The organism is Vibrio quintilis (assembly GCF_024529975.1).
Lineage (GTDB): Bacteria > Pseudomonadota > Gammaproteobacteria > Enterobacterales > Vibrionaceae > Vibrio > Vibrio quintilis.
In genome coordinates this window covers 2,301,187-2,321,733 of the sequence record NZ_AP024897.1, presented here as the reverse complement: position 1 = coordinate 2,321,733, position 20,547 = coordinate 2,301,187, and the positions used below count along the sequence as shown (strand labels likewise).

Below are 20,547 nucleotides of genomic sequence, written 5' to 3'. Positions count from 1 at the left end.
CAGGGAATGAGTGATCTTGTGAAAGAAAGAGAAAAAATTGCGGTACTGATTGATGCCGATAATGCACCGGCCAGAAAGATTGACACCGTATTATCGAAAGCACACCACACAATGTCACAGCAGCCAAAAACCTTCGACACAAAAACACCCCCAACTATACCGAAACAACCTGCATCTTCAGGTTGTTTGGGTATATCGTGTTTGTTCTGATAAATTCACTGGTTGAGTAATAAAAAGAGTCACTTCGGTGAAGTGACTCCGGTCAGCTTAGTTTAGAACAATCGTCTTATTCCGGCACTTCCACCTTGAGCGTAGTGACTTCACCGATAGAAGCATGAACGGTGATCAGCTTATTCAGGTAAAGTAACACGTCACGCGTATTCTGATTGTTTTTGTTCATCTCACTGAGATGATCCTCAAGTTGAATCAGATATTCGCGGGCCTTCTGCGAAAGAACGGGGTCGTAAGTGATTGTAGCAGGCATAAGTGCCTCCGAGTGGTTATAAGTTTGAAATAACCATCACACAAAGGTTCCTAAACTTCGGGTGATGGGCTGAACAAGGTTAGGAACTACCGCACACTCGGAAACGGCCTGACCGGAGTCAGCCTCATTCAGCCCACCATTATCAGATCTGTTTTGTCATAATCACAGACAAAATCATAAATATGAAGGTGTGCCAAAGCAGCATATAAAAAAACCAGCAAAAGCTGGCGTTTATACGCCGAGTGAAATCGCGGGGTTCCTAATCCCGTCACCGGATTTTGCCGGTGAGCGGGTAGGATAGTCTTGCTGGTGATGGGTGTCAATTGTCAGAGGTGCTCTGATTCATTGCGGGGAAATGCGGGTTTTATAGCGCTGGAAGGCTTAACGGCCGGTCAGCCCAGATAAGCCCTGAGCTTTTTCAGCCGGCGGCCGGCGTGCTGACGGACTTCCAGTGCCTGTTGAACCGTGACCGGTTCAAACTTTGCCTTATAGTTCGGCTGCATCTGACCAATCCGGTCAAGATCGGTGCTGATCACTGTCCCGATCATGGCATAGCCGCCACCGGAGACGGCATCCCGCAGTAACACGATCGGCTCTTTTCCTGCCGGCACCTGAATTGAACCGATTGGGTAGCAGGCATCGACGATATTTGACGGGTCAGAACCTGCGCCGAATGGCTGGACTCTGGATTTAAAATCAAGGGGATCACCGTTTTTAAACCGGTAGCCAATCCGATCGGCTTCGCTGGCAACGGTCCATTCATCACGGCAAAACTGAGTCATGCTTTCTGTTGTGATGCGGTGGTTGTACAGGCCCGGTACAAAACGTAGTGTGACTTCTTTATCTATCGGTTGCAGCAGGGTTTGCGGAATAGTCCGGTCCGGTGCGGCCTGTTGCTGTGGTGTGCCGGTTGCCAGCACATCTCCGGCCTGCAGGGTCCGGCCTTCAATACCGCCGAGGCTGCCCAGCACATAAGTGGACAGACTGCCGAGGGCATCCGGTAAATCCAGCCCGCCGGCAATCGCCAGATAAGCCCGCGCGCCTTTCCGCGGATAACTGAAACTTAGCTTCTGGCCGGCTTTTACTGCCAGAGAGGTATTGAGTGGCATGGTGTCGCCGTCGAGCACCGGGCTCATATAAGCGCCGGTCACTGCAATCAGGCTGTCTGTGTCGAATTCCAGTTCCGGGCCGAGCAGGGCACACTCCAGCACCGCAGTATTTTCCGGGTTTCCCACCAGCAGATTCGCAGCTTTCATCGCATATTGATCCATGGCTCCGGAAGGCGGAATTCCCAGATGATAAAAGCCTTCCCGGCCTCCATCCTGAATGGTGGTACTTAAGCCGGGCTGAATCACTTTAATCGACATACAACGCCTCCGTTACCTGTGTTTTATAATCGTCCGGATCGGCCTGATAGGCGACAAGGTCGAATGTGAACGGGCGGGTACGCAATGTGTATTGCCCGTTTTCGACTGCTTCAAGTGTCTGATCATATTCTTCCCGGTCAATCGCTTTGAACCGGACGATATCTCCGGCCCGGAAAAACACCATGGAAGATTGTAAATGCCGGATGGTTTGCTGTGGGTCATAAATCGGCACCGGGGTGATGCCGAACATTTGGTAGCCGCCGGCCCCTTTTACGGAATAGATACAACCGAAGCATCCGCCATGCCCGACGGTTTGTCTGGGGGAATCGGTCCGCGGGCTGAGATATTTAGGGACTTCTATTTGTTTATCCTGCGTAACCATCTGAAACATAAATGGCAGGCCGGCGACAAATCCAACCATAGACACAAACCACGGTGAAGCACTGTGTGCTTCGATAAATGCGTCAACTGAATCGTAACCATTAATGCGGGCAGCATATTCCAGGTCGGTTGACTGTGGATCCTGATGACGGTCGCGAAAGCGCATCAGTGTTTCATGTGTCCACGGATCATTGTAGTACACCGGAATTTCGACAATCCGGGTCTGAAGAATTTTTCCTGCATTGCTCTGATTTTCCAGTGTTTTCACCCGGTTCAGCAGCTCGTCCGGAGCAATGATGTCCGGATTAAAGCGGATCTGAAATGATGCATTGGCAAGACAGATATCCAGAATGCCGTCGATCTCCTGTGCTTTCAGGGCGTTTGTCATGGCCAGCCCCTGAAAAAAAGCGGACAGTGACATTGACTCAGAAACTTCGGCAAACAGATGTTCATCGCCGCCGAAGCTATATCTGATAGCCTGATTATCCATGTGCGGTTCCCTCCGTATTCAGTTGACTGAGATGTGCCTGCAGCCAGACTTCCAGCGTACCGGTATCAAACTGACCGGCCTGTTTTGCCGCATCAATCCCCCGCTGCTGGTCGAGATAGCTCTGGCCGGCTCCCGGCGGCCCGATGATAATGCTTTCATCAGCCATCCGGGCCGGAAGCGCGTCGCTGTCGGCTTCACTGCAGACAGCAACAGTCGGCAGACCAAGGGCTTTGGCAGCCTGAATGATCCGGACGGCAATTTCTCCCCGGTTAGCAATTAAAAGTTTATTGTTCTTCATACCGGTTTACCTTTTTTTGTTCAGTTTCTTCCTGTTTATGCTGTTTCAATCACGGCAACGATCTGGCCCGGCTCAATCATACCGGCATCCTCAATACTGAAACTGATCAGAGTGCCGGTGGTGTCGGAAGTCAGTTCTGAAAACTGCTTCATGACTTCAATCAGGCCGATGACCTGTCCGTCGGTGACGGGCTGACCTTCAGTGATAAATTCCGGAGCATCGGGGGCCGGACGGCGGTAAAACACACCGGGTAACGGAGAAATTACTTCATGCTTAGCCATTGAATACCTCATTCTTCCATGAATTATCGGGGGGGAGTAACCGGGTTTGCGGCGCACGGATGGTGATGCCTGCCGCTTCTAACCGCTGCCGGGTTGCCTGAACCAGCGCCAGTGCGCCCGGTGAATCGCTGTGAATACAGACCGAATCAAACTGAACCGGGATGTCATTGCCTTCCACGGTCGTCACGACGCCTTCGGTGCAGGCTTTGAGCACTTTATCGGCGATTTGTTGCGGGTCGAGCTGAGTCACACGGCGGATAAATACAATGGAGCCGTTGTTATCGTATTCCCGGTCTGCGTAAAACTCACACACCACCGGATGACCCGCTTCCAGTGCCAGCCGGTGAATCACCGACCCATGCATTGCATAAAGGATAAGTTCCGGTGCCAGCCGGTGTAGTTGCTGAATAAATAACGCGGCGATCTCCTCATCTCTGGCAATGTGCATGTACAGCGCGCCGTGTGGTTTAACGTGATGCAGGGGCAGATTATTCATTGCAGCGATTTCGCGCAGGGCGCCGATCTGATAAATAATGTCATTCACCAGTTCGTGGGCGGAGGCATGAATGTGGCGGCGGCCAAATCCGATGAGATCACGAAACCCCGGATGTGCGCCAATTGCCACGCCGTGTCGTCCGGCCATTTCCACAGTATCATTCATGGTGGAAGGATCACCGGCATGAAAGCCGGTTGCAATATTGGCAGCGCTGATTAACGGCATGATTTGCTCATCGACACCGTCCCCGATGGTCCACGGGCCCAGTCCTTCACCCATATCTGAATTTAAATCAACTACCTGCATTGGGCATCCTTATTGTTGTTAGATTTAACAATTAATGAACATTTGCAACAGTTTCATCATATCGGTTTGATCGATGTTAAAAAGTTTTATTTTTCGATAAGGTAGTATCTGAAAATCAGATAATGCAGGGAGTGAACCAGGATGCCACTGACTATCAGGCAACTAAGATACTTTGTTGCGGCAGCAGAATCCGGGCAGGTGTCTCTGGCGGCCGTTCATCTGAATATTTCTCAGTCCGCTGTCACAACAGCCATCCGTGATCTGGAAAATTTGCTGGGTGTCTCGTTATTTATCCGCAACACGCAGGGTGTGACCCTGACCGATCGCGGGCGGCATTTTCTCAATCACGCTTATCAGGTATTACGGACGGTGGATGACGCGCTGAATCTGCCTCATTCCGATGAAAATGCCAGCGGGCGAATCCGTCTTGCGGCCAGTTATACCGTGCAGGGATACTTATTGCCTTATCATTTGCAACGCCTCAATCAGTGGTATCCGAATATCACCATTGATCTGTTTGAGTTTGAACGGGCCGAGATCGAACAGAAACTGCTGGATGATTCGATTGATATGGCGCTGGTGCTGACCGACAACCTGACCGATGAAGCGATTCATTCCGAACGCTTATTCCGTTCCGAGCGTCGTTTATGGATACCGGCACATCATCCGTTGCAGCAGAAAGCACACTTAACGCTGGAAGATGTGGGCAAAGAGCCGTTTATCATGCTCACGGTCGATGAAGCTGACCTGAGCGCCATGCGTTACTGGCAGCACAAAGGCATGGAGCCGAATGTCATTTTGCACACCAGTTCGGTGGAGTCGGTCCGGAGTATGGTCGCTAACGGGCTGGGTGTGGCGATTTTATCCGATCTGGTTTACCGGCCATGGTCGCTGGAAGGACGGCGGATCGATACCCGTTCACTGGATGATGTGGTTTATCCGATGAGTGTCGGGCTGGCCTGGCATCAGGATAAGGAATTCACCCCGGCAATCCGGGCCATTTACGACTATTTCCGCGAGGTGTACCTGACGCCGGAGCAGCATGTTCAGCGCAAGGGCTGAATGATCAGGTTTTATCTGCGGCTATCCCTTGTGTTGCCTCAGAAACATGAACATTCAAATCCTTCTAATGTAGCCGGTAAAAACGGATTGCTGAGATGAATGACATGACGGCTTTTCAGCTGGGTATTCCGGATATACTGTCCGTAATGCTGTTGAATTAACTGATGGATAACGCCGCTTTCGTGGCACTGTTTCAAGCGTTTTTCCAGTAATATTTTCAACTCAGGCCGGGCAGGGGAGACATAAAACACCAGTGGCAGCGGGTAGTAAATCAGAGAGGTCGGATCAATACACAGGCTGTCAGTAATCGCCGGATACCGGCTCAGGATATCTTCGGCTTCGTTGATCCCCAGCGAGACGTAATCACATAAACCATTCTTCAGGGCAAAGAGAATATCTTCGATCGTGCCGGTTTCCAGTACCGGTAAAGTGTTGTGACGAAATAAGTCAGCATCAGCCCAGGTGTCGGGAATCCCGGCGATTTTGTGTTGCAGCTGTTCAAAGGTGATGGACTCAAACAGGCCGGTATCTTCTTTGCGGATAATCAGCAGCCTGCAGCCGAGAATGCCCTGACACAGCGGGAGCTGCACCGGGTAGAATTCCCGCGCTGCAAATTTTTGATTACCGGCGACAGTCACCAGCACATCGGTGCCGTGAAGGAAGACGTTGGATTCATCCTCTGCATCCGGGTAGCTGGTCATGTCATTCTGAATACTTTCTGCCGGAAATGAGCCGGCAAGCAGGGTTTGCAGGACTTCCAGCTCATGCTGCTGACGGGCAGGTGATTTATTGCCATTCCAAAAACTGACCATTTCTTTTCTCCTGAACTATGTTGCTCATGGCATCTTAGATCAGGATGATGTCAGAAAGAAAGCGCTTTCTTTGTGATATGGTATTCAAATACTACAAAAATATGACACAGCGCTGTTTTCTGATATTGCTGAGTGTATTCTTTCTAAGCCAAGGTATGTCATTAATCTATCGTTTATTACTATAACCCACTGTTAAACAGGTATTTTTCTGTGACTATTCTGGTAAGGTTCCGTACTTAATTTCACCGGAGTGCATAACTTTTATGTGATCACTGATTCGTTTTGACGACATTTCGTTTGAAGAACACTCAAAAAATGAACAAAATGAAAAGAAAGCGCTTTCTTTTATGAATTTGCAATAAAAAGGATAATGTGATGCAGAAGAAAACCCTGATTGCCTCTATTGCTGCTGGTTTCATATCTATAGCTGCCCATGCAAGTCAAGAGATTAAACAAGGCGGAACATTAACAGTTCCGATTATTAATACGGGCTTTGTTCAAAACTTTAACCCGTATACCACCAAAGATTTACTGAACGGAATCATGTTTGAGCCTTTACTGGTATTTAATAACATGACCGGAAAAACGGATTTCCGTCTGGCGAAGTCCTACCATTATTCTGATGATTTAAAAACGCTGACGCTGACGTTGCGTGACCAGCTCAAATGGTCTGACGGCAGCCCTATGACCGCTGATGATGTGGTTTACAGCCTGAAAATGACCAAAGATTATCCCGCTTTTGATCTGAAAGGGATTTGGTCCGGCAAGAATTTAGAGTCGATTACGGCGAAGAACACCACGACGGTTGTTTTCAAACTCAAGGATGCCGATTCAACCTTTGTCTGGAATCTGGAAAACTATCATATTCTGCCAAAACATATCTGGTCGAAAGCATCTGATCTGAGCAAATTTACCAACCCCAATCCGGTGGGCAGCGGGCCGATGACCACCGTCAAATATGTCAAACCACAGCAAATGAAGTTGTGTCGCAATCCAAACTATTATCTTGAAAACCGTCCTTATCTGGATTGCGTGGTTTACCGCTCTTACAACGATAACTCTCAGATTCAGCCGGCACTGATTAAAGGTGAGATCGACTGGGGTTCTAACTTTATCGCGGATGTTGAATCAACATTTGTTGCCAAAGATAAAGCCGATAATCACTTCTGGTATCCGCCGAATGATGCGATTCATCTGTATATGAATACCAAGAAAAAACCGTTTGGTGATCTGAAGGTGCGTCAGGCGCTGTCGATGGCGCTGGATCGTAAAGCGATTGTGGATATCGCGGCTTATGGTTATCCGACACCAAACTTTAATGTCGGCGGTATTGGTGAATTGTATAAAACCTATATTGATCCGAAAGTGAATAAAAAGTACGGCTATTTGACGCAATATAACGTTAAAAAAGCCAAATCACTGCTGGATGAAGCCGGTATTGTTGACCGGGACGGGGATGGTTTCCGCGACAATAAAGACGGCTCACCGATTGATCTGAAAATTGAAGTGGTGAGCGGCTGGACGGACTGGATTCAGGTGGTACAGATGGTCAGTGAATATTTCGCTGATGTCGGGATTAAAGCAGATGTAAAAATGGTTGACTGGGCGGTGTACGATAAAAACCTGAAAGACAGCAATTACACCATGTCAATTAACTGGTCGCTGGTGGCAACCAACCCGATTCTGGCTTATCAGGATTATTATTCAACCTCACGGATTGGTAAAACATGGCATGCAGGTCATGGTATTCATACGCCGGAAATTGATAAATTAATCGATAGTTTCGGTGAAACGGCGGATGCGGCCAAACAGAAAGAAATTCTTTCGCAGTTGCAGGAATTTACAGCGCAGCAAATGCCATTTATTCCGCTGTTCTCAAATCCGACCTGGTTCCAGTACAGTACGAAGAAGATTACCGGCTGGCCTGATGCTGAGCACCCATATGTTCAGCCGGTCTGGTATTACGGCGGTAAGCGCGTGATTATTTTAGATCACCTGCACCTGAAATAATGGATGTGTTTTAAATAAGGCTACGGAACCGTTGTTCTGATGACGGTTCCGGTGTGAAAAGGTTGGTTATGACATTTTTATTTCGACGCTTTGGCTTTTATTTTACGGCTTTCCTGATTGCGATTTCTTTCAACTTCATGTTGCCCCGCCTGATGCCGGGCGATCCGGTTGATGCGATGTTTGCAGCGGCTCAGGGGCGGATGGATCCGGCGCAGATGGATGCGGTGCGCGAGATGTACGGTTTTGCCGACGGTAATCTGTTTGAGCAGTATCTGTCCTATATGAAAAGTGTGTTCACGCTTGATTTAGGGCCGTCTGTTCTGATGTTTCCGGTCAGCGTCTCTGATGTGATTGCAATGGCACTGCCGTGGACCATGTTTCTGGCGCTGGGATCGTTGATTGTCGCATTAATTATCGGGGTCAGTATCGGCACTTACGCCTCTTATCACCGGCAGGGAATTTTCGGTCAGGTCGTCCCGCCGGTTCTTGCCTTCATCAGTAATTTCCCCTACGTCGTGACAGCACTCCTGTTATTTTACTTTTTTGGTCTGAAGCTGGAATTGCTGCCACTGGCTTATACCTATGACCCGGCGATTGAACCGGGGCTGACACTTGAATTTATCAGCAGTGTTGCAAAGCACGCGGTATTGCCGGTTGGCTCGATGGTGGTGGTCGGGATAGCGACCTGGGTGTTTAACATGCGCAACGCCATGATCAATGTGCTGGGTGAAGACTATGTCACCATGGCGGAAGCAAAAGGGCTGAGTGGTTTCCGGGTGATGTACCGCTATGCCGGGCGTAACGCCATTCTGCCGGTGGCGACGGCGATTGCAATGGCGATTGGCTTTTCATTTGCCGGCTCCATCATGACGGAAGTGGTTTTTAACTATCAGGGGTTGGGGAATATCTTACTGAAAGGCATTGTGGCGCGGGATTATCCGCTGATTCAGGCCATTCTGCTGATTCTCGTGACAGCGGTTCTGACTGCGAACTTCATCGCCGATTTACTTTATGTCTGGCTTGATCCCCGGATTTCAAACTAAGGTGCCCTATGGACAATTTCATGAATTCAGATCAATCGTCCGGACCTGCAGAATCGTGGGCTGCTGAGCCGCGTTTTTCCCGGAAAAAAATAAAGCAGGCGTTTTCTAAAATTTATGCCTTCTTCTATGGCAATCCTCCGGCCATTATCGGTGGCCTGTTGTTAACGATCATTCTGTTTGGTGCGCTGTTTGCGCCGGTTTTAGCCACGCACAATCCGGAAAAGCGTGTGGCCCGCCCCCATGTGGCGCCGAACGCAGAATATGTGCTGGGCACAACCCGTAGCGGACGTGATGTGTACAGTCAGGTGCTCTACGGCGCAAGAAAATCCCTGACCGTGGCGATTTCAGCCGGGATCATTGCCATGACTCTGGCGGTGATCATCGGGGTGTCTTCCGGCTATTTCGGCGGAAAAACTGATGAGCGGCTGAACTTTTTAACCAACGTTTTTCTGGTGTTTCCGCAATTGCCGCTGCTGATTGTACTGGCGGCATTTCTGGGGCAGGTCGGCTCGCTGGTGATCACCCTCTTGCTCGGGGTCACCTCCTGGCCCTGGGGCGCGCGGGTGATTCGCTCCCAGACCATGGCGATCCGCCACAAAGAGTTCATCATTTCAGCTGAAGTGATGGGGGAATCGAAACCCCGGATTATTCTGGTCGAAATCTTACCCAATCTGATTTCGATCGTGTTTGGTGGCTTTCTGGGGACGGTGATTTACGCCATGGGGGCGGAAGCCGGGCTGGGTATCCTTGGTCTGGGTGATGCGACTGAAGTCAGCTGGGGTTCCATGCTGTACTGGGCGCAGACTTCTTCCTCTTTATACACCGGCGCATGGTGGGAAATGCTGGTGCCTGCGCTGGCGCTGGCAATGACCGGCGGCGCACTGGCATTGATTAATATGTCGATTGATCAGGTCAGTAATCCGAAGTTGCGTACCGGGCCGCATATGAAACTGTGGCACAAACTCAAAAGAGAAGCAGACAAACGGCGGGGGCTGAGATGAGTCATTTATCTGATACTAATCATTTATCCGCTACAGGCAGCCTGTTAGATATTCGTCATCTGTGTGTTGATTATGTGTCTCCTAACGGGGTGGCCCGTGCGGTCAACGATGTCAGTCTTTCCATTGCTCCCGGCGAAACACTGGGAATTGCCGGAGAATCCGGTTGCGGAAAAAGTACTCTGGCTTTTGCTATTTCACGCCTGCATAAAGCACCGGCCCTGATTTCAGAAGGTGAGATTCTTTATAAAGGCACCGATGTGCTCAAAATGAATCAAAGACAACTGAGAAACTTTCGCTGGAATGAAGTTTCCGTGGTGTTTCAGAGTGCGATGAATTCATTAAATCCGGTGATTACCATTGGTGAGCAACTCACAGATGTGATTCTTGCCCATAAGAAAGTTACCTACCGCCAGGCGGCTGAGCGGGCGGCTGAGTTGCTGAAAGTTGTCGGTATTCATGCTGACCGGCTGAGCAGTTTTCCGCATCAGTTAAGCGGCGGGATGAGACAGCGGGTGGTGATTGCGGTGGCGTTGGCGCTGGAACCCAAACTGATCATTATGGATGAGCCGACCACAGCACTGGATGTGGTGGTGGAACGGGAAATCCTCAATGAGCTTTACGAACTGAAGAGCCGGTTCGGCTTTTCGATTCTTTTTATCAGCCATGATCTGAGCCTGATGGGTGAAATTGCTGACCGGATTGGTGTGATGTATGCCGGGAATCTGATTGAAATTGGTGAGGCCCGCAATGTGTTTGGTGATCCGCAGCATCCGTATACCAAAGGGCTGATTTCTTCTTTCCCAACCATTCACGGGCCGAAAGAGAAGTTGTTTGGAATTCCGGGGAATCCGGTCAATCTGCTCAATATCCCGCAGGGCTGTAATTTCCGGGAAAGGTGTGGTGTGTGTGACGCTGCCTGTCAACAAAAAGAACCGGTGCTCAGGCAAGTTGCGAACGGCAATCTGGTTTCTTGTCATTTGGTGTAAACAGGAGGAAATCATGAACACAGACAACCAACCTGAAGTGATTTTATCAGTCAACAATCTGGTCAAAGATTTTCCGCTGGGGCAGTCACTGAAAGCAAACCTGATGCGGGCCGTCAACGATGTGTCTTTTGAGCTGCGCAAAGGGGAAGCACTGGCAATTGTCGGTGAGTCCGGTTCCGGTAAAAGTACCGGCGCCAGGATACTGACCCGGATTTACGATGAGACGGCGGGTGAGATTACCTTTAAAGGCCAGCCAGTGTCGGACTTTATCAAACAGCACGGGTCACTGGAATATGCCCGACAGGTGCAGATGATATTTCAGGATCCGTTCGGCTCCCTGAATCCGGTGCATACCATTTATCACCATATCGCCAGACCTTTGCTCATCCACAAACGGGCGAAGAAAGATTCGATTCACCGGCTGGTGTATGAATTACTTGAACTGGTCGGGTTATCTCCGGCCAAAGAGACGGCAGAAAAATATCCCCATGAACTGAGTGGCGGACAGCGTCAGCGGGTGGCAATTGCCCGTGCGATTGCGGTCGATCCGGAAGTCATTCTGGCCGATGAGCCGATTTCGATGCTTGATGTGTCCGTGCGGTTGGGGATTCTGAACCTGATGACGGATCTGAAAGATAACTATGGCATTTCATTTATGTATATCACGCACGATATCGCAACGGCCCGTTATTTTGCTGAAAAAACAGCGGTGATGTATGTCGGTCACATGGTGGAATGGGGCGACAGCGATAACGTGACACAGAATCCGCAGCATCCTTATTCGCAGCTGCTTTTATCTGCGGTTCCGGAGGTCGGCAACGCCGGGAAAAGAGAGCTGCTGGCGAAAAAAGGAGAAATTCCGCTGTGGAAGCCCGACAGTGTGGGATGTCCGTTTGCGCCGCGGTGCCTGAAAGCGACACAAGCCTGTGCTCAGTCACTGCCTGAACCAACTCAGATTGGTGAAAATCATTATGCGCGTTGCCACCACCTTTGAGGGGTGACGGCGAATTAAGTTTTAAAAAAACAGTATAAAGAAAGCGCTTTCTTGGTAAGATGTTACAGAGAGCATTTCTTTAGCCGGGAATCAAATTATGAATTTTGAGCATCAAATGAATTCGAAAACAGAAGGGAAGTTCGTTGAATTAAAAGGGGAACGCTATTATCAGATCGCCAATGTCGATCAAATGGCGCCTTTTTTCATCAGTGTGGTTTCTTCAAGTGATCACTGGTTATTTATTTCATCTGCCGGCAGTTTATCTGCGGGCCGTATCCGGCCGGAGAATGCGCTTTTCCCGTATAAATCGGTGGATCACATTCATGAAAGTGCCGGGAACACCGGTTCAAAAACTATCATCTGGGTCAAAGACAATGACGCCTGGCGGATGTGGGAACCATTCAACCCGCATCATGATCACCTGTATGTGGTCACGCGTAATCTGTATAAAAGCTCGCTGGGCGATAAGATTCTGTTTGAAGAAATCAACCATACCCTTGGTATGCGGTTCCGTTACAGCTGGAATACCAGTGAAGCTTTTGGCTTTGTGCGTCAGAGCGAAATGACGGATTTATCCGGTGCGGACCGGGAGACTGAAGTGCTTGACGGTATTCAGAATATTCTGCCATCCGGTGCACCGCTGGCTGCGTTGCAAACCCGCAGCGCACTGGTTGATGCGTATAAGTGGAATGAGAAACTTGCCGGGTCTTCACTGGCGCTGTACAGCATGTATGCCAAACTGAGTGACCGGGCTGAGCCGGCAGAATCTTTGCTGGCAACCACAGTGTTTAGTGTGGATGACGAGCCGCGGCAGATTCTGCTCTCCAGTGCGCAGGTGAACGGGTTCCGTCATCGCAGGGTATTGACGGAAGAATCACTGACCCGGGGTGTCCGGGGCAGTTATTTGATCTGTAAAACCGGTCTGTTACCGGCGGGGCAGAGCAAGTCCTGGATGATTGTGGCAGATATCGATAAGAGCCACAGTGACATCACCCGGATGAAAGCGCTGGTGTCGAACCCGGCTGGTCTGGCCGCTGAGATAGAAAGCAGCATTGCCCAAAATCAGAAAGAGCTGATCGATCTGATGTCCGGCGGGGATGCGTGGCAAATGACCGCTGACGAAAATACGCACGTCCATCATTATGCGAATGTCTTGTTTAACTCAATGCGGGGCGGCATTTTCGAAAATAACTATGAAATTGAGAAGCAGGATCTGGTCTCGACGATCAGCAAAACCAACCGGTCCCTTGCCGAAAAATATACCGATTTTTTTGCGGTCATGCCGGATTCTTTCACCCACGCTGATTTAATGAGTGAAGTGAAGCAGCTGGATGATGCGCAGATGATCCGTCTGGGCTATGAGTATCTGCCGTTAACCTTTGGCCGCAGACATGGTGACCCGAGTCGTCCGTGGAACCATTATGAAATTAAACTCAAAGATGAGAATGGCGAGAGGTTGCTTTCTTATCAGGGCAACTGGCGGGATATTTTCCAGAACTGGGAAGCGCTGGCGCTCAGCTATCCGGGATTTATTTTCTCGTTTCTGGCGAAGTTTGTGAATGCATCCACCATGGATGGCTATAACCCTTACCGGATTACCAAAGAAGGCGTTGACTGGGAACTGCTTGACCCGGAAGACCCGTGGAGCAATATCGGCTATTGGGGCGATCATCAGATTATCTATCTGCTCAAGTTTTTTGAACTGGCAGACAAATATCAGTATGACGAGCTGGTGCAACTGATGTCTCAGGATATTTTCAGTTATGCCAATGTGCCGTATGAGCTGTGTCCGGTTGAGAAACTGTTTGAAAATCCGAAAGATACGGTGTCCTTCAATCATGCATTGCAACAGCGGATCGAACAGCGGGTACAGCAGCTGGGCAGTGACGGCCGCCTGATTCTGCAGGGCAATGGCGATGTGTATCTGGTCAACCTGACCGAAAAAATGCTGGTGCCGTTGCTGGCTAAATTAAGCAATCTGGTACTCGATGGCGGTATCTGGCTCAATACACAACGTCCTGAGTGGAATGACGCCAACAATGCGATTGTCGGCAATGGTTTGTCGATGGTGACACTGTATTATCTCCGCCGTTATGTCAGCTTTATGCAGAAACTGATGGAGGATATGCCATCAACCATCTCCATTTCCAAAGAAGTCCTGGAATGGGCGCTGAATATTACCCGGATTCTGAGCGATGCCGGGCAAGAGATCCGGCAGGGAACGGTTAACCGCCAAACGAGAAAAGCGATTCTGACACAGCTGGAAAAAGCCGCAGCTGATTACAGAGAGCGGGTGTACCACCTGAATGGTTTCTCCGGTAAAACCGTGGTGGAAACAGCGGTGTTTAAAAAGCTGCTGGAACAGAGCCGGGTCGTGCTGGATGCGTCGATTCAAACCAATCAGCGTCAGGATGGCCTGTATAATGCGTATAACATTCTGTCTTACAGCAGTGAAAGCTTAACCGTTGATGAGCTTTACCCCATGCTGGAAGGGCAGGTTGCGGTGTTAAGTTCCGGCGTACTGTCGCCGGATCAGGCGGTCAGCCTGCTTGATCATCTGTTTTGCAGTGACATGTACCGGGAAGATCAGCACAGCTTTATGCTGTATCCGGACAGAGACCTCAGCTCATTCCTTGAGAAAAACCGGATTCCGGCAGAAGCCGTGGCGGAGCATCCGCTGGTTGCCATTATGGCAGAACAAAATGACCGGCGGATTGTGCAGCGGGATCAGGCCGGGATTTATCATTTCCATCCTGAATTCGAGAATATCGCATCGCTGCGGGAAGCGGTTGAGCGTGTCCGGACTGATTATCCGGAGCAGCCTGAGTTTGCCTGGAAACAACTGGAGGTGCTGTATGAGTCAGTGTTCCACCATAAAGCGTTTACCGGCCGTTCCGGCACCATGTTTGGCTACGAAGGGTTAGGTTGTATTTACTGGCACATGGTTTCCAAACTGCTGTTAGCGGTGCAGGAAAATTATCAGGTTGCGTGGCAGCTTGATCCGGAGAGTGAAGCGACGGGGCGCCTTGCCAGCTATTACTATCAGGTGCGTGAAGGGATTGGTTTTAATAAAACACCGGATGAATACGGTGCATTCCCGACCGACCCGTATTCTCACACGCCGAAACACGCCGGTGCCCAGCAACCGGGGATGACCGGTCAGGTAAAAGAAGAGATTCTGACCCGCTTCGGCGAGCTGGGGCTCATGGTGAATTCAGGCCGCATTTCGGTTTCCCCGACATTGCTCAAAGCCGGTGAGTTTCTCAGCCAGTCTTCCCTGTTCACCTGTCTGAACTTATCCGGAGAGCAGCAAAGCTATGTGCTGGAAGCCGGGCAACTGGCCTTTACGTTCTGCCAGGTGCCATTTATTTATCAGCTGACACAGGAGCAGAGCGGCGCAATCACACTGACACTCAGGGATGAAACGACAGTACTGTATGATTCGCTGACGCTTTCTACCGATATGAGTGCCAGTATTTTTGAACGCAAAGATGAGATCAGTAAGGTGGTTGTCACTGTGCCTGAATCGATCATCATCAGATAGTGTGCCTGAGTTGCTGTTTTAACAGGTCGCTGCCATGACAGTGATCTGTTTTGGGTGAATACTTCGGTAAGTGTGGTTGATAAGGCGGTGCTTTTTTTGACTAAGTTTTCAGGCGCTGTCTTGTGAATCATAAGACGTAAAACAACCTTGATATTTTCATATTAATATAACAACGTCAGTACCCTGGCCCCACATTGTGGGGCCTTTTTTTTGCTGTTTTATTGGTACTTTTCAGTGCTTTTGATGACTTCAAAGCGGTGAATGGCTGAAGGGAGGATGGGTTTAAACTGACTCAGGAAGTGTTGCTTTGACTGATTCTCTGATAACAAGCTCGGGAGTGAGTTTGTGGGTAAAGAGCATCTCTTTCTTATTGACCAGTGCCAGGACGCCTTTGGCCGCTTCGCTGCCCATTTCTTCCACAGGGAAGTTCACAGTGGTGAGTCTGGGACGAATGTGCTGGCTGTGAGTGTCGTTATCAAAACCGACCACTGAAATGTCTTCACCGATGAGCAAATCCCGCTCTGCGGCCACGTCGTAAACAGCCAGCGCGATGTTATCGTTCTGACAGAAGATAGCGGTGATATCCGGGTCTCTGTCCAGTAAACGGCGGGCAACTTCATGATTCCCCTGATGATCGAACCGGCCTTCCACAATCAGGTTGGCATCAAAACTGATACCGGATTCACTGAGTGCATTGCGGTAGCCCTGCAGACGATCGCGGCTGTCACACTTGCTCAGCTGACCGGTGATACAGGCAACTTTCTGATGACCGTTGTCCAGTAAATGCCGGGTTGCCAGATAGCCGCCCAGTTCATTGTCAATATAAATGCAATGGTCAGCGATTTCCGGAATGAAGCGGTTCAGTACGATCGTGGTGTCCTGCGCTTTAACGACCTCAATCAGCTCATCATCGGACAGGGTATCTGAGTGAAGAATTAATCCATCCACTTGTTTGGATTGCAGAAAATTAATCGAGTCGACTTCTTTGGTGTGTGATTCCTGACCACTGGTGACAATCAGATGTACGTTGTTCTGGCGAACCGTGTTTTCCGCATGGTGCATTAACGGGCCATAAAACGGACCATCGAGTGACCCAACCAGCATGCCAATACTGTTGGATCGGCTGGAAGCGAGTGCCTGCGCAAATGCATTGGGTTTATAACCCAGCTGTTCAATCGCATCGAACACTTTCTTCCGGTTGGCTTCTTTGACGGTCGGATGTCCGTTCAGTGCTCTGGATACGGTTGACTGGGATACTTTTGCCAGTTCTGATACTTCTTTAATGGTGATCAATGAAACTCCCTCCTGCTGATGTTTCACAGAGATAAGTCGCTGAATACTCTGGTTAAGATGTTTTGCCTGCCTGATTTCAGCCGGTTTCAGACATCATGCTAATTTAATCAAATTTTGCTTAATGGAATGTGATCCAGATATGAAGAAAGCGCTTGCAAGAAAACAGTGGTCACATTTTGCCGATGTATTTCTGCATAGAATAGATGCTGATTACCTGTAAATACAGGTTTCTTTTCATTTAGCATGTTATTGACTTACTCATCAGGGGAATAATTGTCATCACTTTTGTTCAGGATGTAAATATTCTTATTTTGAAAAGAAAGCGCTTTCAAAAGCGATAAGGGAAAAAAATGCAGAATAAACACGGTTCAATGCGAAATCTGCTCGGCTCACTGGTGACGATAGCTTTAACCGGTGGCTGTAGCCACGGGGTCGGGGATAAACAAATCAATGATAATCACGGGACGGATTTTACCCAAAGCAAACATCCGGTCACGCTGGTGAATCACCCGAAAGCACCTGCCGCGACATGGCAACTGGTGTGGGAAGACAGCTTTGACGGCCATTCAATCAACCGCCGTAACTGGAGCCTGCAGGAAAACTGTTGGGGAGGTGGTAATGACGAACAGCAGTGTTATACCCGCAGCAAAAAGAATGCGTTTGTGCAAGATGGCTATCTGCACATTGTCGCGAGAAAAGAAAACTTTACCGGGCCCGGTGATGCGGAAGGCAAATCTGCCTCAGATAAAACCCTGCCTTATACGTCGGCACGGCTGCGCAGCCTGGGGAAGCGTGAGCAAAAGTATGGCCGGTTTGAAATCCGCGCGAAACTGCCACAGGGGCAGGGCACCTGGCCGGCTTTCTGGATGCTGCCGTCAAAGAATCAATACGGCACCTGGGCTGCTTCCGGTGAGATCGACATGATGGAAGCGGTGAATCTGAAAACACAATCTGATGCTGCGGGCGCAAAGTCAGGAACACCGGAAAACCGGATCTACGGATCGCTGCACTACGGAAAAGCATGGCCGGACAATGTTTATACCGGTCAGGGCGTGTCATTGCCTGGCGGGATCAGCCCGGCTGATGGGTTCCATACTTATGCGATTGAATGGGAAGAAGGCGAAATCCGCTGGTATGTCGATAACATTCACTACGCAACCCAGACACAGGATGGCTGGTACAGCCAGTACAAAAGCAATGGTGAGCTGGTTAATGCCAAAGGTGCAGCACCATTTAATCAAAAGTTTCATTTGCTGATGAATCTGGCGGTGGGCGGTTCATGGGCGGCGAATGCCAATGATAAAGGCATCGATGCCACTGTGTTTCCGCAGACACTGTTGGTGGATTATGTGAAGGTTTACCGCTGTTCAGTCGATCGCTGGAAAGGCAAAGGCTGTGCAACCCGCGGTGATCAGGCGATTCATCCTGAAGGACACCAGCCACCGGCGATTCTGGTGCAGGATGACAGCTATGCAGATGGTCCGGAACTCAACATTTTTTCAGAGCAGTTAAATCCGGCGCTGGCTTATGGCAGCTATAACCCGGTGAAGCTGGTGAGTTATCAGGAAGTTGAGGAAAAAGGGCACGGAAAAGTATTGCAGCTGATCAAGCAAAACGGGGCCGGAAATCTCTATTTTCGTGCTCCGGTCACGGATCTGACCGCCTGGCTGAGTCAGGGAGAGCTGATTTTTGACCTCAACATTGAGTCGGCGGATAAGCAGGCAGAATTGCTGATCAAAACAGACAGCGGCTGGCCGAAAACCAGTGACATGAATGTGCCTTTACCACCTGTGGGGCAGTGGCAGGAAGTCCGTATTCCGCTGAAAACCCTGTTTGCGAATACGAACCGGTATGTTGCCGGGAACCAGGCCGATCCGGCGGCGATAAAGAACCTGCTGGTATTTGAGCCGGTTGGTGGTGCAATGACCCTGAAACTGGATAATATTCGTTTTCAGAAGTAAAGCGGAGGCGTTTGAAAAAGAAAGCGCTTTAATCAGCGTTGGTCTGTTATCTGGCAGATGGCTTGACGATGACATGCATGAATCTTCAGGTTGCCTGGGTCTGGTAAAGGAGAAATAAAACCAGTTGAATAATGACAAATCACTCAAAATGTGACACGCGCACAAGAAAGCGCTTTCTCAATGGGTGTCGATCACGGTTTTATTGTGTTAGATTATTTTATACTCATTTTGTACTAAGCAGGCCGGTTTATGCCGTAATTATGGTTCAATCGTTCCTTTTTTGTTATTCCTGGGGAATGCCTGCTTAGTCTTTTTATTAACTATAAAAGAAAGCGCTTTCTTTTTAGGAAAGCTCAACAACGTGGAACATGGAGTTAATATGAAACTTTCTAAGCTTACCATCGCATGTCTGGCCGCTGCGGCGGGTCTGTCTGCAGCGCCAGCGGTTTATGCGGAAAAATCTGACGGGTTTGAATTTCACGGCTATTTTCGTGCGCTTGGGCTTTACAGCAAAAATGATGATTTTAAGCGCTCCAAATTTCCGGCTTCAAAAGAGCGGTTAGGCCGCCTGGGAATTGAGTCGGACAGCCATTTTGAACTGGCCCTGCAGAAAAATTTTGAAAACGATAACGGGCAGAAAATCCGGATTAAAACCCGGGCCGGTGCTGATAATGCCAAATCTGCCGGGGTTAACCAGCTGGGTGAGAATGCGGATGCTGCGAATGGCGATATCGGGATGGTGGAAACCTTTGTTGAATTTGATGGTGTAACCGAAACCGGTACACTCTGGGGCGGAACGCGGTTTTACGGTAAAGATAACTACATTTTCATGACGGATTTTTTCTATACCGATATGTCAGGCACCGGTGTCGGGGTTGAAGGCATCGAACTGGGTGACTATAAATGGGATTTCGCTTATGTTGCCAGTGATGATGCGGAAGGTGATTTCTGGGCAACCAATGCCAACAATCCGATGCACGCCGTTCATGTGGGTGTCGATTTAGGCGGGGTCGAGCTTCATGCAATGGGGAAATATTTGCCGGATAATTATGTCGACGGAACAAAGTATGCCGATAATGGTATTGAAATGACGGCTATCGTGCATACGGATGAATTCTTTGGCTTATCGGAGAAAGGCTTCACCAAATACATCGGTCAGATCGGCAAAGGACTGGGATCCGGGCAGCTTCTGGGCGGCACGCTGACAACATATAATGCCTGGAAACCGGGGAACGGTGCACTTGAAGGGCCGTCTAACATGAAGAAAGTTGAAAGTGGTGACGTATCGGCCCGCGCGCTGGTCTGGGGAGGGTATTTCTTTGAGAACGGTGTCAGCGTTTTCCACGCCATTGAGGGTCAGTATAATGATCTGGACAGCGGCGGCAAAGACAGCTGGTTCTCTGCAATGGTCAGACCAACGTTCCCGGTTTCGCAAAACTTTTCTATCGTCACTGAAGCAGGTTATCAGTACAACAAATGGGAAGATGCCAGTGGCTCTGGTGATCACGCAACCAACTACAAGCTGACGGTTGCACCGACGATTGTCGTGCCGACAGGCTTTGGACCGGCACCGGAAATTCGCTTCCTGGCCACTTATCTGGATGGCTCTGCGCGGGATAAAGCGGATTTACTGGTCGGTATTCAGGCTGATATGTGGTGGTAAACCCGCTGGCCTGAGCAAGCCCGGAGAAGCCTGGTTACGGCGGATCCGGGAAATAACATCATTCACTGCTTTGCA

General features: G+C 49.6%; 18 protein-coding genes. 10 read left to right on the top strand and 8 right to left on the bottom strand.

The window, feature by feature from the left end; translation table 11 throughout:
• The first annotated feature begins 6 nt into the window (after positions 1-6).
• The gene (locus OC443_RS10805) at positions 7-210 is read left to right on the top strand and encodes a hypothetical protein (protein ID WP_073581039.1); all 204 of its coding nucleotides are present in this window, start codon (positions 7-9) and stop codon (positions 208-210) included.
• Between the two features lie 76 nt (positions 211-286).
• Here the strand turns inward: OC443_RS10805 and OC443_RS10800 are convergent, their stop codons facing one another.
• The 6 genes from OC443_RS10800 to OC443_RS10775 form a co-directional block, all read right to left on the bottom strand.
• Complete coding sequence (locus OC443_RS10800; RefSeq protein ID WP_073581041.1) at positions 287-484, bottom strand: hypothetical protein; 198 nt, start codon at positions 482-484, stop codon at positions 287-289.
• A gap of 392 nt (positions 485-876) precedes the next feature.
• Complete coding sequence (locus OC443_RS10795; protein WP_073581043.1) at positions 877-1,851, bottom strand: 5-oxoprolinase subunit C family protein; 975 nt, start codon at positions 1,849-1,851, stop codon at positions 877-879.
• Positions 1,841-2,722: a 5-oxoprolinase subunit B family protein gene (locus OC443_RS10790; protein ID WP_073581045.1), complete on the bottom strand. Its 882-nt coding sequence runs from the start codon at positions 2,720-2,722 to the stop codon at positions 1,841-1,843. Before OC443_RS10790 ends, OC443_RS10795 begins: the two co-directional genes overlap by 11 nt.
• Positions 2,715-3,020, bottom strand: a complete 306-nt coding sequence (locus OC443_RS10785) for a biotin carboxylase N-terminal domain-containing protein (protein ID WP_083601555.1) — start codon at positions 3,018-3,020, stop codon at positions 2,715-2,717. Before OC443_RS10785 ends, OC443_RS10790 begins: the two co-directional genes overlap by 8 nt.
• 35 nt (positions 3,021-3,055) lie before the next feature.
• Complete coding sequence (locus OC443_RS10780) at positions 3,056-3,301, bottom strand: acetyl-CoA carboxylase (RefSeq protein ID WP_073581047.1); 246 nt, start codon at positions 3,299-3,301, stop codon at positions 3,056-3,058.
• Complete coding sequence (locus tag OC443_RS10775) at positions 3,294-4,103, bottom strand: 5-oxoprolinase subunit PxpA (RefSeq protein WP_073581049.1); 810 nt, start codon at positions 4,101-4,103, stop codon at positions 3,294-3,296. The genes OC443_RS10780 and OC443_RS10775 overlap by 8 nt, the downstream gene beginning before the upstream one ends.
• 141 nt (positions 4,104-4,244) lie before the next feature.
• Between OC443_RS10775 and OC443_RS10770 the strand changes: the two genes are divergently transcribed.
• Complete coding sequence (locus OC443_RS10770; RefSeq protein WP_073581051.1) at positions 4,245-5,165, top strand: LysR family transcriptional regulator; 921 nt, start codon at positions 4,245-4,247, stop codon at positions 5,163-5,165.
• A 38-nt stretch (positions 5,166-5,203) separates the two neighbouring features.
• Here the strand turns inward: OC443_RS10770 and OC443_RS10765 are convergent, their stop codons facing one another.
• On the bottom strand, positions 5,204-5,977 hold the full coding sequence (locus tag OC443_RS10765; protein WP_073581053.1) for a transglycosylase SLT domain-containing protein: 774 nt from the start codon (positions 5,975-5,977) through the stop codon (positions 5,204-5,206).
• A gap of 375 nt (positions 5,978-6,352) precedes the next feature.
• Between OC443_RS10765 and OC443_RS10760 the strand changes: the two genes are divergently transcribed.
• The 6 genes from OC443_RS10760 to OC443_RS10735 all read left to right on the top strand — a co-directional run bounded on the left by OC443_RS10760 (position 6,353) and on the right by OC443_RS10735 (position 15,555).
• On the top strand, positions 6,353-7,987 hold the full coding sequence (locus tag OC443_RS10760; RefSeq protein WP_073581055.1) for an ABC transporter substrate-binding protein: 1,635 nt from the start codon (positions 6,353-6,355) through the stop codon (positions 7,985-7,987).
• Between the two features lie 68 nt (positions 7,988-8,055).
• Positions 8,056-9,030 (top strand): ABC transporter permease, encoded by a 975-nt coding sequence (locus tag OC443_RS10755; RefSeq protein ID WP_073581057.1) that lies wholly within the window; start codon positions 8,056-8,058, stop codon positions 9,028-9,030.
• Between the two features lie 8 nt (positions 9,031-9,038).
• Positions 9,039-10,031: an ABC transporter permease gene (locus tag OC443_RS10750; protein ID WP_073581059.1), complete on the top strand. Its 993-nt coding sequence runs from the start codon at positions 9,039-9,041 to the stop codon at positions 10,029-10,031.
• Positions 10,028-11,017, top strand: a complete 990-nt coding sequence (locus OC443_RS10745) for an ABC transporter ATP-binding protein (protein WP_073581061.1) — start codon at positions 10,028-10,030, stop codon at positions 11,015-11,017. Before OC443_RS10750 ends, OC443_RS10745 begins: the two co-directional genes overlap by 4 nt.
• Positions 11,018-11,030: 13 nt before the next feature.
• On the top strand, positions 11,031-12,011 hold the full coding sequence (locus OC443_RS10740; protein WP_073581063.1) for an ABC transporter ATP-binding protein: 981 nt from the start codon (positions 11,031-11,033) through the stop codon (positions 12,009-12,011).
• A gap of 97 nt (positions 12,012-12,108) precedes the next feature.
• Positions 12,109-15,555, top strand: coding sequence for a hypothetical protein (locus tag OC443_RS10735; protein WP_073581065.1), 3,447 nt, complete (start codon positions 12,109-12,111; stop codon positions 15,553-15,555).
• Positions 15,556-15,837: 282 nt separating this feature from the next.
• Here OC443_RS10735 and OC443_RS10730 read toward each other — a convergent pair whose 3' ends face one another.
• Complete coding sequence (locus OC443_RS10730) at positions 15,838-16,848, bottom strand: LacI family DNA-binding transcriptional regulator (RefSeq protein ID WP_073581067.1); 1,011 nt, start codon at positions 16,846-16,848, stop codon at positions 15,838-15,840.
• 350 nt (positions 16,849-17,198) lie between these two features.
• On the opposite strand from OC443_RS10730, the gene OC443_RS10725 reads away from it, so the two are divergent.
• The gene (locus OC443_RS10725; RefSeq protein ID WP_073581069.1) at positions 17,199-18,809 is read left to right on the top strand and encodes a glycoside hydrolase family 16 protein; all 1,611 of its coding nucleotides are present in this window, start codon (positions 17,199-17,201) and stop codon (positions 18,807-18,809) included.
• Positions 18,810-19,188: 379 nt separating this feature from the next.
• Complete coding sequence (locus OC443_RS10720; protein ID WP_073581071.1) at positions 19,189-20,472, top strand: carbohydrate porin; 1,284 nt, start codon at positions 19,189-19,191, stop codon at positions 20,470-20,472.
• Positions 20,473-20,547: the final 75 nt, after the last annotated feature.